This is a genomic window from Streptococcus cristatus, from assembly GCF_003943815.1.
Lineage (GTDB): Bacteria > Bacillota > Bacilli > Lactobacillales > Streptococcaceae > Streptococcus > Streptococcus cristatus_F.
In genome coordinates this window covers 125,258-139,361 of the sequence record NZ_RJNA01000004.1, presented here as the reverse complement: position 1 = coordinate 139,361, position 14,104 = coordinate 125,258, and the positions used below count along the sequence as shown (strand labels likewise).

The 14,104-nt window shown below is 40.1% G+C and carries 9 protein-coding genes; 7 read left to right on the top strand and 2 right to left on the bottom strand.

The features are described 5' to 3' along the window. Positions 1–22 precede the first annotated feature (22 nt). Both guaB and trpS read right to left on the bottom strand, forming a co-directional pair. Positions 23–1,504, bottom strand: a complete 1,482-nt coding sequence (guaB, locus tag D8872_RS03855; RefSeq protein ID WP_125390010.1) for an IMP dehydrogenase — start codon at positions 1,502–1,504, stop codon at positions 23–25. Positions 1,505–1,669: 165 nt separating this feature from the next. Continuing rightward, positions 1,670–2,695 carry a tryptophan--tRNA ligase gene (gene trpS / locus D8872_RS03850; protein ID WP_125390009.1) on the bottom strand — a complete coding sequence of 342 codons (1,026 nt, stop codon included), beginning with the start codon at positions 2,693–2,695 and terminating at the stop codon, positions 1,670–1,672. Between the two features lie 239 nt (positions 2,696–2,934). Here trpS and D8872_RS03845 point away from each other — a divergent pair, with 239 nt between their 5' ends. The 7 genes from D8872_RS03845 (at position 2,935) to rplI (ending at position 14,090) form a co-directional block, all read left to right on the top strand. Further along, positions 2,935–4,557 (top strand): ATP-binding cassette domain-containing protein, encoded by a 1,623-nt coding sequence (locus D8872_RS03845; protein WP_125390008.1) that lies wholly within the window; start codon positions 2,935–2,937, stop codon positions 4,555–4,557. Positions 4,558–4,632: 75 nt separating this feature from the next. Next, positions 4,633–7,227, top strand: coding sequence for a YfhO family protein (locus tag D8872_RS03840; RefSeq protein ID WP_125390007.1), 2,595 nt, complete (start codon positions 4,633–4,635; stop codon positions 7,225–7,227). 145 nt (positions 7,228–7,372) lie between these two features. Beyond that, positions 7,373–7,909, top strand: coding sequence for an aggregation-promoting factor (apf, locus tag D8872_RS03835; RefSeq protein ID WP_125390006.1), 537 nt, complete (start codon positions 7,373–7,375; stop codon positions 7,907–7,909). Between the two features lie 282 nt (positions 7,910–8,191). Next, positions 8,192–9,313: a tRNA 2-thiouridine(34) synthase MnmA gene (mnmA, locus tag D8872_RS03830; protein ID WP_125390005.1), complete on the top strand. Its 1,122-nt coding sequence runs from the start codon at positions 8,192–8,194 to the stop codon at positions 9,311–9,313. 137 nt (positions 9,314–9,450) lie between these two features. Then, entirely contained in the window at positions 9,451–11,361 is a 1,911-nt protein-coding gene (gene mnmG, locus D8872_RS03825; RefSeq protein ID WP_125390004.1) for a tRNA uridine-5-carboxymethylaminomethyl(34) synthesis enzyme MnmG, read from the top strand. A 289-nt stretch (positions 11,362–11,650) separates the two neighbouring features. After that, a complete protein-coding gene (locus tag D8872_RS03820) occupies positions 11,651–13,636 on the top strand; it encodes a DHH family phosphoesterase (RefSeq protein WP_185761384.1) in 1,986 nt (661 codons plus the stop codon). Position 13,637: 1 nt separating this feature from the next. Further along, on the top strand, positions 13,638–14,090 hold the full coding sequence (gene rplI, locus D8872_RS03815) for a 50S ribosomal protein L9 (RefSeq protein ID WP_005591407.1): 453 nt from the start codon (positions 13,638–13,640) through the stop codon (positions 14,088–14,090). Positions 14,091–14,104: the final 14 nt, after the last annotated feature.

Sequence of the window (14,104 nt, the reverse complement as noted above, 5' to 3'; positions counted from 1 at the left end):
AAGGTTGTTTTTCTTTATAATTCTATTGGACAGAGTAGTTTGGAGCTTCATTGGTGATTTGTACATCGTGAGGGTGACTTTCTTTCAAACCAGCACCACTCATCTCAATAAACTGAGCATTTTCATGAAGTTCTTGCAAGTTAGCTGCACCGACATATCCCATACCAGAACGGATACCGCCCAACATTTGGAAGACAATATCTGCAGCTGCTCCCTTATAGGCTACACGGCCTTCAATTCCTTCAGGAACCAGTTTATTCGCTTCATTGACAGAACCTTGGAAATAGCGGTCGCTGGACCCCTTCTTCATAGCTGCGATAGAGCCCATTCCACGGTAAGTTTTAAATTTACGTCCTTGGAAGATTTCAGTTTCACCTGGTGCTTCGTCTGTTCCAGCAAACATGGATCCAAGCATGACTGCATTTCCACCTGCGGCAAGGGCTTTGACGATATCACCTGAGTACTTGATGCCTCCATCAGCAATGATGGTTTTTCCATACTCACGCGCAACTGCAGCTGCATCGTAAATAGCTGTAACTTGAGGAACTCCGACACCAGCAATGACACGAGTTGTACAGATAGATCCTGGTCCGATTCCGACCTTAACCACATCAACACCTGCTTCATAAAGGGCGCGTGCTCCTTCAGCAGTTGCAATATTTCCAGCAATCAAGGTGCGGTCTGGGAAGTGTGCATGAATTTCAGCAATTTTACGTAGAACGCCAGCTGAATGACCGTGTGCTGTATCAATAACAATGGCATCTGCTCCTGCTTCAAAGAGGGCCTCTGCACGTTCAAATGTATCTGAAGTGACACCTACCGCACCAGCAACTAGCAGACGACCAAATTCATCTTTTGCTGCATTTGGAAATTCAATCACTTTTTCAATATCTTTAATGGTGATGAGGCCAGAAAGTCGACCGTTTTCATCCACTAAAGGTAGTTTTTCAATCCGGTGTTCTTGCAGAATTCTTTCAGCTGTTGCCAGATCAGTTCCGACTGGAGCTGTAACAAGATTTTCACTGGTCATGTGGTTGGAAATTGGTTGATTATAATCTGAAATAAAGCGTAAATCACGGTTAGTCAAGATACCGACTAATTTACGATTTTCCATCGTTTCAACCACTGGCACACCACTGATGCGGTATCGACCCATCAATTCATCTGCTTCAGCAATCGTATGATTAGGAGTAAGGAAGAATGGATCGATAATGACACCATTTTCAGAACGTTTTACCTTACGAACCTCATCAGCTTGCTGTGCAATAGACATATTTTTGTGGATGACACCTAGACCGCCGGCACGGGCAATGGCAATCGCCATTTGGCTTTCGGTAACTGTATCCATAGCCGCAGTAATAATTGGGATATTTAATTTTAAATTCTCAGCAAGTTTTGTACTTAAATCAGCATCGTTTGGCAACACGTGACTTTCAGCTGGAATAAGCAATACGTCATCAAAGGTAAAACCCTTTTTCAAAAATTTAGTGTCCCAGTTAGACATCCACAGTTTCCTCTTTTCTTATATATTGAGCAGGGCTCGTCTTTTTATTGTTAATATCATACCATTCTATAGGTATTTGTCAATGATTATTATGCAAAAATTAAAAACCATCTCTTTTTCAGGCAAAAGATGATGGTTTTTGATGTAATCTGATATTATTGTTCGTTATTTAAAGTAATTAATTCCCATTGCATTTTTGACTTCTGACAGGGTTTGTCCAGCAACTTGTCGAGCACGATCACTGCCTTCTTTCAGCATGTCATAGACTTGGCCCATGTCTTTTGCAAACTCGAGACGACGCTCTCTGATTGGTCCTAATTCCCGCTCCAAAATCTCTAAGAGATAGCGTTTAGTTTTGACATCACCCAGACCACCGCGCTGGTAGTGTTCTTTCATAGCCGCAATTTCAGCAGCATCTTCTGGCTGACCAAAAACATCCAGATAATGGAAAACCATATTACCTTCGATTTTTCCTGGATCTTCAACCTTGATGTGGTCGGGATCGGTATACATGCTCATGACCTTTTTCTTGAGAGTATCCATATCATCCGCTAGATAAATCCCATTGTTTAATGATTTTGACATTTTAGCATTGCCATCAAGCCCTGGCAGACGACCAGCCGCTTCATTTTCTGGATAGATGCCTTCTGGCTCCACCAAAACCTCACAGTCATAGGCATGATTGAAGGAACGAACAATTTCACGTGTCTGCTCAATCATTGGTTTTTGATCATTTCCGACAGGTACATAATTGGCCTTAAAGGCTGTAATGTCAGCTGCTTGAGAGATAGGATAAACCAAAAAGCCAGTTGGGATACTTTCTCCAAAACCTTTCTGAGCAATTTCTGTCTTGACAGTCGGATTGCGCTCTAAACGAGCTAAAGACACCAAATTCATGTAATACATTGACAGTTCTGCCAACTCTGGAATTTGACTCTGGATGAAAATAGTTGCTTTTTTGGGATCCAGTCCAGCTGCCAGATAGTCTAAGGCTACATTGCCAATTGATTCTACAATTGTTTGTGGATCTTTTGCATGGTCTGTCAGAGCTTGTTGATCCGCCAGAAAAATAAACATCTCATACTTGTCTTGATTTTGTAAAAGGACACGGTTACGTAGACTTCCGACATAATGACCAATATGTAATTTTCCAGTCGGACGGTCTCCGGTTAAAATAATGGGTTTTGACATTGCTTGCTCCTCAATTAGTGTTGTTCTCATTATATCATTTTCAAAGAAAATGCGGAAGAAGCTAGAAGAAAAAAGAAGAAACGCAGCTTAAAAAGCAATTACTTGACAACATGTTTACAGTATATTTACAAGATTTACGGCATATTTATCACTTAAAATAGTTTTTTGTCCTATAATAATTTGAAAAAAGAAGAATTTTCTAGTAAAATGGAGGAGACTACATATATAGGAGAAAATCATTGCTTACAGTATCTGATGTATCACTGCGTTTCAGTGATCGAAAATTATTTGATGAAGTAAATATTAAATTTACAGAAGGAAACACCTATGGTTTGATTGGAGCGAATGGTGCGGGTAAGTCTACCTTCTTGAAGATTTTAGCTGGGGATATTGAGCCAACGACAGGCCATATTTCTTTAGGGCCAGATGAGCGACTCTCTGTTTTGCGTCAAAATCACTTTGACTATGAGGATGAGCGGGTCATTGATGTTGTTATCATGGGGAACGAGCACCTTTACAGCATTATGAAAGAGAAAGATGCTATTTATATGAAGCCTGACTTCTCTGACGAGGATGGGGTTCGAGCAGCTGAGCTGGAAGGAGAATTTGCTGAACTTGGTGGCTGGGAAGCTGAAAGTGAAGCATCTCAATTGCTACAAAACCTCAATATTCCAGAAGACTTGCATTATCAAAATATGAGTGAATTGTCGAACGGCGACAAGGTTAAGGTTCTTCTTGCCAAGGCTCTTTTTGGTAAACCTGATGTCTTGCTTCTAGACGAGCCGACCAATGGTTTGGATATCCAGTCTATCACTTGGTTGGAAGATTTCTTGATTGATTTTGAGAATACAGTTATTGTCGTATCCCACGACCGTCACTTCTTAAATAAAGTTTGTACGCATATGGCTGACCTTGATTTTGGTAAGATCAAACTTTATGTCGGAAACTATGATTTCTGGAAAGAATCAAGTGAATTGGCAGCTAAGTTGCTCGCTGACCGAAATGCTAAGGCGGAAGAAAAAATCAAGCAATTGCAAGAGTTTGTGGCTCGCTTCTCAGCCAATGCTTCTAAGTCTAAACAGGCAACCTCTCGTAAAAAGATGCTGGATAAGATTGAATTGGAAGAAATTGTTCCGTCAAGTCGAAAATATCCATTTATCAGCTTTAAAGCTGAGCGTGAAATCGGAAACGATCTCTTGACAGTAGAAAATCTTTCTGTCAAGATTGATGGCGAGACTATTCTTGACAATATCAGCTTTATCCTGCGCCCTGGAGATAAGACAGCTTTGATTGGACAAAATGATATCCAGACAACTGCCTTGATTCGTGCCTTGATGGGAGATATTGACTATGAAGGAACTGTCAAGTGGGGCGTTACAACCAGTCGTTCTTATTTGCCGAAAGATAATTCTCGCGACTTTGCGGGCGGTGAATCTATTCTTGATTGGCTCCGTCAATTTGCGAGCAAGGAAGAGGATGATAATACCTTCCTTCGCGGTTTCTTGGGTCGGATGCTCTTCTCTGGCGATGAAGTTAACAAGTCTGTCAACGTCTTGTCAGGTGGAGAAAAAGTTCGGGTTATGCTGTCTAAACTGATGCTTCTCAAGTCAAATGTTTTGGTTTTGGACGATCCAACCAATCACTTGGATTTGGAATCTATTTCTAGTCTTAATGATGGTTTGAAGAACTTTAAAGAGTCGATCATTTTTGCCAGCCATGACCATGAGTTTATTCAAACCTTGGCCAACCATATCATCGTTCTCTCAAAAAATGGTGTGATTGACCGCATTGACGAAACTTATGATGAATTTTTGGAAAATCAAGAAGTTCAGGCAAAAGTCAAAGAGCTTTGGAAAGATTAATAAGTTGTCAACATAAGTTGACAGAAGTTTACAGAGGCATGAAACAACGTTTCGGCCTCTTTCTCTATAAGAAACATGGAAAAAATCAGATATTTTTTTAAGAAAAATTGGCTTTATTTAGCTTCCTTCACCTTACCTTTTCTCATTATGTGTTTCGTTTATCTGAGTCAAGGTATTTACTGGGGAAGCGATACTTCGCCGTTACTTGGAGACGGCTTCCATCAGTATGTCGTATTTGATACGACATTGAGGAATATCCTTCATGGAACGGATAGTCTTTTTTACACATTTTCAAGTGGATTAGGGCAAAATTTTTATGCTCTCTCCAGCTATTATCTAGGAAGTTTCCTTTCCCCCTTCGTCTACTTTTTCGATTTAAAATCAATGCCGGATGCGGTCTACTTGTTTACTCTTAACAAGTTTGGTTTGATTGGCTTGACAACTTGTATTAGTATTAAAGGGATCTTTAAAAAAATTCCAGAAACACTAATCTTGATTCTGTCAACTTCCTTTGCCTTGATGAGTTTCTCAGTCAGTCAACTAGAAATAAAAACTTGGTTAGATGTATTTATATTAGTACCCCTTATCATCTTTGGTTTACACAAGTTGATGAATGGACAAGGGAGAGTTTTATACTTTACAAGCTTGTCAATTCTCTTTATCCAAAACTATTATTTTGGTTATATGATGGCCTTGTTTTTAGTTCTTTGGTACTTCGTTCAGCTTTCTTGGGACTTTAAGGCTAGGATTCGGTCTTTTCCTGATTTTGCTATCGTGTCAATATTAGCAGGCCTTACTAGTTTAATTATGATTTTGCCGACTTATCTAGATCTGAGTTCACATGGTGAGACCTTGACAAAGGTTGAAGACTTGTTTACTGAGAAAAGTTGGTATCTAGATATTTTTGCTAAAAATTTTGTAGGAAGTTTTGATACGACTAAGTATGGATCCATTCCTATGATTTATGTTGGTCTATTCCCTTTCATTTTAAGTGTCTTATTTTTTACGATAAAAAGCATTAAGCTTCGTGTAAAACTGGCCTACATTTTCTTGATTGGCATTTTTATAGTGAGTTTTCGACTGCAGTATTTGGATTTGCTTTGGCAAGGAATGCATGCTCCAAATATGTTTTTACATCGCTATTCTTGGCTCTTTTCTCTTCTTATCATTTTGATGGCTGCAGAAACGCTCAATCGTTTGGAGGAAGTAAAATGGCGACAAGTATTCCTTAGCTTTCTACTCATTTCTTTTGGTTTTCTAGCCACTTTGCATTATAGAAAACACTATGATTTTCTTGGTCCCGAAAATTACATTTTTACTTTAGAGTTTTTCTTTGCCTATCTCTTAATCAGTTTTGCTTTTATTCGTTGTCACGTTAGGCAAAGGATGTTTACACTATCTTTACTGTTTTTTGTGGTTTTTGAGCTTACTTTAAACGCTTATTATCAGGTTGATGGAATTGCAAAAGAATGGGTCTTTGCAAGTCGTTCATCCTATTCGAAAAAGATGAACGAGATTGACAGTCTTGTCAAGTATAGTAAGAAAGAAAACAAAGATTTCTTTCGAACAGAGAGGCTTGATCCTCAGACTGGGAATGACAGTATGAAATTTAATTATAATGGAATTTCTCAATTCTCATCAGTCAGAAATACGCAAGCAAGCTCGACTTTAGATAAATTAGGTTTTAAATCAGCAGGAACTAATCTTAATCTCCGCTATCAAAATAATAGCATTTTGATGGATAGCCTTTTTGCTGTAAAGTATAATTTGTCTGAAAAAGACCCACAGAAATTTGGTTTTTCTGCAGAGAAGACTGAGCGATCAATGACATTGTATGAAAATAATTATGCTTTGGGCTTGGCTTTCTTAACCAATGATATTTACAAAGATGTCAAGTTCACTAATTTAACACTTGACAATCAGACAGCCTTTTTAAATCAATTATCGGGTTTGAATCATAAATATTATGAGCGAATTTCTATAGCTGCTAATGAGGAAGAAACTGAAGGGAAAGTAACTGCAAGCATCGAAAATGACGCTCAATTAAGCTATGCTAGCGTCACTTACACAATTGAGGTGCCTGCAGGTAGTCAAGTCTATGTCAACCTTGCAGATCTTGATTTTTCAAACGATAATCAGACGGATGTCAATATCACTGTAAATGGAATCACGAATCGTTACCCAACCCATAATGTTTTTCCATTTTTGAATATTGGTTACTTTAAGGAAGCACAGACGGTTTCTATTCAATTTTCTTTTCCAGAGAATCGAAATGTTTCTTTTAACCAACCAGAGTTCTTCTCTGTGGATGTTAACAAATATCAGCAACTCATAAGTAAATTGAAAGAACAAGAAGTTTCTGTGACGACAAAATCCAATACGGTAACGGTTGATTATCACGCGGATAGAGATAGTTCTCTCTTTTTCACCATTCCTTACGATAAGGGCTGGACAGCTAGTGTAGATGGCAAGAAGGTTCCGTTAAAACGTGCGCAGAATAGTTTTATGAAACTTGATGTGAACAGAGGAGCAGGTAGAGTTACTTTATCATTTGTTCCAAGAGGATTAAAGGAAGGAACTGCAGCTTTCATTTTAGGAATAGTTTTATTTTTCTTCTATGATAGGGTTCGATTTAAATGGAGAAAAAAACATAGAGATAGTTCAGCATAGCCTTTACATCATCAAAAAAGCTTTAGAATATATGTCTGTTTTTACAAGTTCTTCAATAGTCTGTAATATAATTCATCAAAGTAATAAAGTTCTGTAATACTTTTGCTTTAGGATAGATATATCACAGAAAAGGAGAATTCTAAACATGAATTTGTATTTTAAAAATAGAATGATGAAAGCAGGCTTGCTCAGTTTGATGGCAGGAGCTACTGCTTTGCTTCCAATTGTAGCCAATGCAGAAAGTTATACTGTCAAGTCAGGTGACACCTTGTCCGCGATTGCTGCTTCTCATCAGACGACTGTTGACAAGATTGCGCAAAAAAACAAGATCAGCAATATCAATCTGATTAGTGTTGGCCAGGTTTTAGAACTGGACGATGATGTATCTGAGCAAATGACTGTTGAAAAATCAGATAAGGCTGAGCAATCTACTGTAAACCCAAGTTCTGGCTTGAGTGCTGAGGATGCAGAGGCTAAGGAGTGGATTGCTCAAAAAGAATCCAGCGGCAGTTATACAGCGCAAAATGGGCAATACTATGGTCGCTATCAGTTGACCATCACCTATCTAAATGGAGATTTATCACCAGAAAATCAAGAGAAGACAGCGGATGCTTATGTAGCAGGTCGCTATGGCTCATGGTCGGCTGCTAAAAATTTCTGGTTAGCAAATGGCTGGTATTAAAACTTTAGGAAAAATTATATTTACAGGGATTGGAGTTTATATTCTAGTCCCTTTTTTATAATTATTAGTACATTTTTGCTTGGAATATGATATTTTTTATCAAGATGTTTACAATACTGTAAATTTACTTGACAACTTATAAAGCTCTTCAGATTGGCCAAAGGTTATTCGTTGTTCTCCGTGCTAAATCATGCTATAATAGACCTTGCTCAAGCGACCTTCAATCGTTGAAAGCACAGCACGACCTTCAATCGTGAAATAACGAAAAGATGGGAGAACACAATGAGTGATAACTCTAAGATTCGTGTCGTTGTTGGTATGAGCGGAGGTGTTGATTCATCAGTAACTGCCTTGCTCTTGAAAGAGCAAGGTTACGATGTGATTGGCATCTTCATGAAAAACTGGGACGACACAGATGAATTTGGTGTCTGCACGGCCACAGAAGACTACAAGGATGTAGCAGCTGTTGCAGATCAGATTGGCATTCCTTACTACTCTGTCAACTTTGAAAAAGATTACTGGGATCGCGTTTTTGAATACTTCTTGGCGGAATACCGAGCTGGTCGGACTCCGAACCCAGATGTTATGTGTAACAAGGAAATCAAGTTTAAAGCCTTCCTTGACTATGCCTTGACACTGGGTGCAGATTACGTAGCAACGGGTCACTATGCTCAGGTGAAGAGAGACCAAGATGGCCTAGTCCATATGTTACGTGGCAAGGACAACAATAAGGATCAGACCTACTTCTTGAGCCAGCTATCACAGGAACAATTACAAAAGACCATGTTTCCTCTGGGGCATTTAGAAAAGCCAGAAGTTCGAGCAATTGCTGAAAGAGCTGGCTTAGCCACTGCTAAGAAAAAAGACTCGACCGGTATTTGCTTCATTGGTGAGAAGAATTTTAAAGAATTTCTGAGTCAATATTTACCAGCTCAGCCTGGTCGCATGATGACAATGGATGGCCGAGATATGGGCCAGCATGCAGGACTAATGTACTATACCATTGGCCAGCGAGGTGGTCTTGGAATTGGTGGCCAGCAGGGCGGTGACAACGAGCCTTGGTTTGTGGTCGGAAAAAACCTTAGCCAAAATATTCTTTATGTTGGCCAAGGATTCTATCATGACCATTTAATGTCAACCAGCCTTGACGCTAGTCAGGTTCATTTCACGAAAGAAATGCCGGAAGAATTTACTATGGAATGTACAGCTAAGTTCCGTTATCGTCAGCCTGATTCCAAGGTGACAGTTACTGTAAAGGGTGACAAGGCTGTTGTCAACTTCGATCAACCACAAAGGGCGGTGACTCCAGGCCAAGCAGTCGTTTTCTATGATGGAGATGAGTGTTTAGGTGGTGGCTTGATTGACAGAGCTTATAAGAATGGTCAAGTCTTGCAGTACATTTAGATTGACAATTCAGCATAATTTGCTAAAATAAGATAAGCAATACCTATGATGGTCAAAGCTCATGGATGTTGCAGGCTTTTTTGTCCTGCACTTCTAGAGACTTGGCCTTTTTTGGTGAAAAAATGAAGGAAAAAGAAATGACACACAATTTTACTGAAAGTTATGATGTTATCGTGATTGGAGCGGGGCACGCTGGAGTTGAGGCATCGCTGGCTGCCAGTCGCATGGGTTGTAAAGTTTTGCTAGCAACTATCAATATTGAGATGCTGGCTTTTATGCCCTGCAATCCATCTATCGGAGGGTCTGCAAAAGGCATTGTTGTCCGTGAAGTAGATGCTTTGGGCGGAGAGATGGCCAAGAATATTGACAAGAGCTATATCCAGATGAAGATGCTCAATACTGGTAAAGGACCCGCTGTTCGGGCTCTTCGGGCGCAAGCGGATAAAGAGCTCTATTCTAAAGAAATGCGGAAGACTGTTGAAAATCAAGAAAATTTGACTTTGCGGCAAACCATGATTAATGAAATTCTGGTTGAAGATGGTAAGGTCATTGGGGTTAAGACAGCGACGCAACAGGAATATGCAGCTAAAGCTGTCATTGTTACAACTGGAACAGCCTTGCGGGGAGAAATTATTATTGGTGATCTCAAGTATTCATCTGGTCCAAACCATAGCTTGGCAGCCATTCCTTTAGCAGATAATCTGCGTGATCTAGGTTTTGAAATTGGTCGTTTTAAAACAGGAACACCTCCACGTGTTAAGGCATCATCGATCAATTATGATGTGACCGAGATTCAGCCAGGAGACGAAAAGGCCAATCATTTTTCATACACCTCTCGTGATGAGGACTATGTGAAAGATCAAGTGCCTTGCTGGTTGACTTATACCAATGCGGAAAGTCACGAAATCATCCAAAATAACCTGCACCGTGCTCCTATGTTTTCAGGTATCGTTAAGGGAGTGGGGCCACGTTATTGTCCGTCTATTGAGGATAAGATCGTCCGTTTTGCGGATAAGGAACGCCACCAGCTTTTCTTAGAGCCTGAGGGTCGTGATACGGAAGAAGTTTATGTGCAGGGGCTGTCAACCAGTCTGCCAGAAGATGTACAGAAGGACTTGGTTCACTCTATCAAAGGTTTAGAAAATGCTGAGATGATGCGGACAGGCTATGCCATTGAGTACGATATGATTATGCCTCACCAGTTGCGGGCAACCTTGGAAACTAAGAAAATTTCAGGGCTCTTTACAGCAGGTCAGACCAATGGAACTTCTGGTTATGAAGAAGCCGCTGGTCAAGGGATTATCGCTGGGATTAATGCGGCCTTGAAGATCCAAGGGAAGCCGGAGTTAATCTTGAAGCGCAGTGATGGTTACATTGGAGTCATGATTGATGATTTGGTGACCAAGGGGACTGTAGAACCTTATCGCCTCTTGACTAGCCGAGCGGAATACCGTTTGATTCTCCGCCATGACAATGCTGATATGCGTTTGACAGAGATGGGCCGAGAAATTGGTCTGGTAGATGATGAGCGCTGGGCTCGTTTTGAGATTAAAAAGAATCAATTTGACAACGAGATGAAGCGCTTGGAATCCATTAAGTTGAAACCTGTCAAGGAAACCAATGCTAAGATAGAAGCGCTTGGTTTTAAAGCTCTGACAGATGCAGTGACAGCCAAAGAATTTATGCGGCGACCGGAAGTGTCTTACCAAGATGTGGTTCAGTTCATTGGTCCAGCAGCAGAAGAGTTGTATGAAAAGATTATCGAGCTAATTGAGACAGAGATTAAGTACGAAGGCTATATTTCTAAAGCTCTTGATCAGGTTGAGAAGATGAAACGCATGGAAGAAAAGCGGATTCCAGCAAATATTGACTGGGATGATATTGACTCGATTGCGACAGAAGCGCGTCAGAAGTTCAAGAAAATCAATCCAGAAACGATTGGTCAGGCAAGCCGTATTTCGGGTGTCAATCCAGCAGATATTTCTATTTTGATGGTTTACTTAGAAGGCAAGTCTAGAAGCATTTCTAAAAACAAAGCAAAATCATAGCCATATTAATGTGCTATCTTATTGATAGTACGTTTTTTTGAATAATTTACAGAATTGTAAATACCTGTTTACAAAAAAACTCTTTTATATAGAGGGATATTTACAACTACTGTCAACTTTTTGTTTAATAAAATTTACAATATTTACACATCTTGTAAATTGATTGTGAATGTTTATTTGAGAATAGATCTGGGATTTGAGCCTTTCTTGCTTTACAAGTATCCAAAGGCAGTGAAAACTCGCTTTTTTAAAGAAAATATGGTAAAATGGCGCAATAAGAGGTTTTTTAATGAAAAGAATTCGTTTTTCCCCGAGCCACTTTGCGATAGTGGGGTTTACTTCCTTTATCATATTAGCTATTTCTCTACGCCTTTTTGGTGATAGTTTGCCTATGCTGGTGTCTCTTTTCATAGTGCTGGCGCTCTTGGTTGGGCTATTTATTCAGCAACAAAGAGTGACTGAATTGGACGAGCTTGAGCAGATTCGCTATGTCAATCATCAAGCAGAGGGAAGTTTAGCTTCCTTGTTGGATAAAATGCCTGTTGGTGTGATTAAAATCAATGAAAATAGTGGAGATGTGGACTGGTTCAATCCTTATGCTGAATTGATTTTTACAACGGATGATGGGGAGCTAAATAGTGATCTCCTTCAGGAAATTATCCAGCTTGCTGCTTCGAAATCGGGTAGCTACGCAACAGTAGGAGATAACCAGTATTCTGTTTACTTTGATTCAGCTTCTAGTGTCCTGTACTTTTTTGATGCATCAAGTGAGTATGAAGCAACAGTTGGGCTCGTTACGACGCGACCAGTTATCGGTGTTGTCTCAGTTGATAATTATGATGATTTGGAAGATGCTGTATCAGATTCAGATATTAGTCATATCAATAGCTTTGTAGCTAACTTTGTAGCAGAGTTTTCTGAGCAATTTCATATGTTCTACCGTCGGGTGGGAATGGATCGTTATTATCTTTTCACGGATTATACGGTTTTGGAACAACTGATGGATAGTAAATTTTCGATCATTGATCAATTTCGGACAGAAGCCAAGAATCGAAAACTTCCTCTGACGCTTAGTATGGGCTTTTCTTACGGGGATGGTAAGCATGATGAAATTGGTAAGATTGCCCTCCTTAATCTTAACCTAGCTGAGGTCCGAGGTGGTGACCAAGCGGTTGTCAAAGAGAATGACGAGACCAAGAATCCAGTTTACTTTGGTGGTGGAACGGCTGCATCTGTCAAACGTACACGCACGCGTACGAGGGCTATGATGGCAGCTATTTCAGATAAAATCAAGAGTGTAGATCAGGTTTTCGTGGTTGGTCATCGCAATCTTGATTTGGATGCCTTAGGTTCCGCGGTGGGTATGCAGCTTTTTGCTAGCAATATCATTGAGAAAGCCTATGTTGTGTATGATGACCAACAGATGGGCTCGGATATCTATCGCTCTATTCAAAAATTGACATCAGAAGGCGCTGATTATCTTTTGCCGATATCGGAAGCTGTAAACCGAGTGACCAGTCGCTCACTCTTAATAATGGTGGACCACTCGAAGTTGGCCTTAACGCTTTCAAGGGAATTATTTGACCGATTTAGTCAGACGATTGTGGTGGATCATCACCGTCGTGATGAGGATTTTCCTGAAAATGCGGTCATCGCCTATATCGAAAGTGGGGCTAGCAGTGCCAGTGAATTGGTAACGGAGTTGATTCAGTTTCAAAATTCCAAGAAAAATCGCCTGAATAAAATTCAAGCCAGCCTGCTCATGGCTGGGATTATGCTAGACACCAAGAATTTTACCTCCAGAGTAACGAGTAGAACCTTTGATGTAGCTAGTTATTTGCGGGCTCGCGGCAGTGATAGTGTAGTCATTCAGGATATTTCTTCGACGAATTTTGAAGAGTATCGAGCAGTCAATGAGCTGATTTTGACAGGTAAGAAGCTTTTGCCAAATGTGATTGTAGCAGCGGGTGCTGAAAATGCCAGCTACGATACAGTCGTCATTAGTAAGGCAGCTGACACCATGCTTGCCATGTCGGGCATTGAAGCAACATTTGTGGTCAGCAGGAATACTGAGGGTTACGTATCCATTTCAGCTCGTAGTCGCAGTAAGATCAATGTTCAGCGGATTATGGAGAAAATGGGTGGTGGCGGCCACTTTAATCTAGCAGCAGCGCAAGTTAGCGATCAAACGGTTGCTGAAGTCACTCAACGTCTAAATCAAGAGATTATGGATCAAGTGATGGATAATGAGGAATCAATAGAAAAGGAGAAATAAAATGAAAGTTATTTTTTTAGAGGATGTAAAAGGAAAAGGGAAAAAAGGGGAAATCAAGGAAGTACCTACTGGCTATGCTCAAAATTTCCTGATTAAGAAAAATCTAGCCAAGGAAGCCAATGCACAAGCTATCGGTGAGCTGAGAGGAAAGCAAAAATCTCAGGAAAAGGCTCATGCAGAGATGGTGGCAGAAGCACAAGCCATTAAAGCTAAGTTGGAAGAAGAAGCAACGGTTGTTGCTTTTACAGAGAAAGTCGGACCAGACGGACGGACTTTCGGTTCGATTACTAACAAAAAAATTGCTGATGAACTACAAAAGCAATTTGGTCTAAAAATTGATAAACGGAATATCAAGGTTGATTCTCCCATTCGTTCGATTGGTTTGATTGATGTTCCTGTAAAGATTTACCAAGATGTGACAAGTGTGATTCGCCTGCGGGTTACGGAAGGGTAAAAAGAATTAAAGGA

What these genes read in the sequence shown, in the direction of transcription:
- rplI (WP_005591407.1), top strand. Translation starts at nt 13,638, where the DNA reads ATGAAAGTTATTTTTTTAGAGGATGTAAAAGGAAAAGGGAAAAAAGGG.
- guaB (WP_125390010.1), bottom strand. Translation starts at nt 1,504, where the DNA reads ATGTCTAACTGGGACACTAAATTTTTGAAAAAGGGTTTTACCTTTGAT.
- trpS (WP_125390009.1), bottom strand. Translation starts at nt 2,695, where the DNA reads ATGTCAAAACCCATTATTTTAACCGGAGACCGTCCGACTGGAAAATTA.
- mnmG (WP_125390004.1), top strand. Translation starts at nt 9,451, where the DNA reads ATGACACACAATTTTACTGAAAGTTATGATGTTATCGTGATTGGAGCG.
- D8872_RS03840 (WP_125390007.1), top strand. Translation starts at nt 4,633, where the DNA reads ATGGAAAAAATCAGATATTTTTTTAAGAAAAATTGGCTTTATTTAGCT.
- mnmA (WP_125390005.1), top strand. Translation starts at nt 8,192, where the DNA reads ATGAGTGATAACTCTAAGATTCGTGTCGTTGTTGGTATGAGCGGAGGT.
- D8872_RS03820 (WP_185761384.1), top strand. Translation starts at nt 11,651, where the DNA reads ATGAAAAGAATTCGTTTTTCCCCGAGCCACTTTGCGATAGTGGGGTTT.
- apf (WP_125390006.1), top strand. Translation starts at nt 7,373, where the DNA reads ATGAATTTGTATTTTAAAAATAGAATGATGAAAGCAGGCTTGCTCAGT.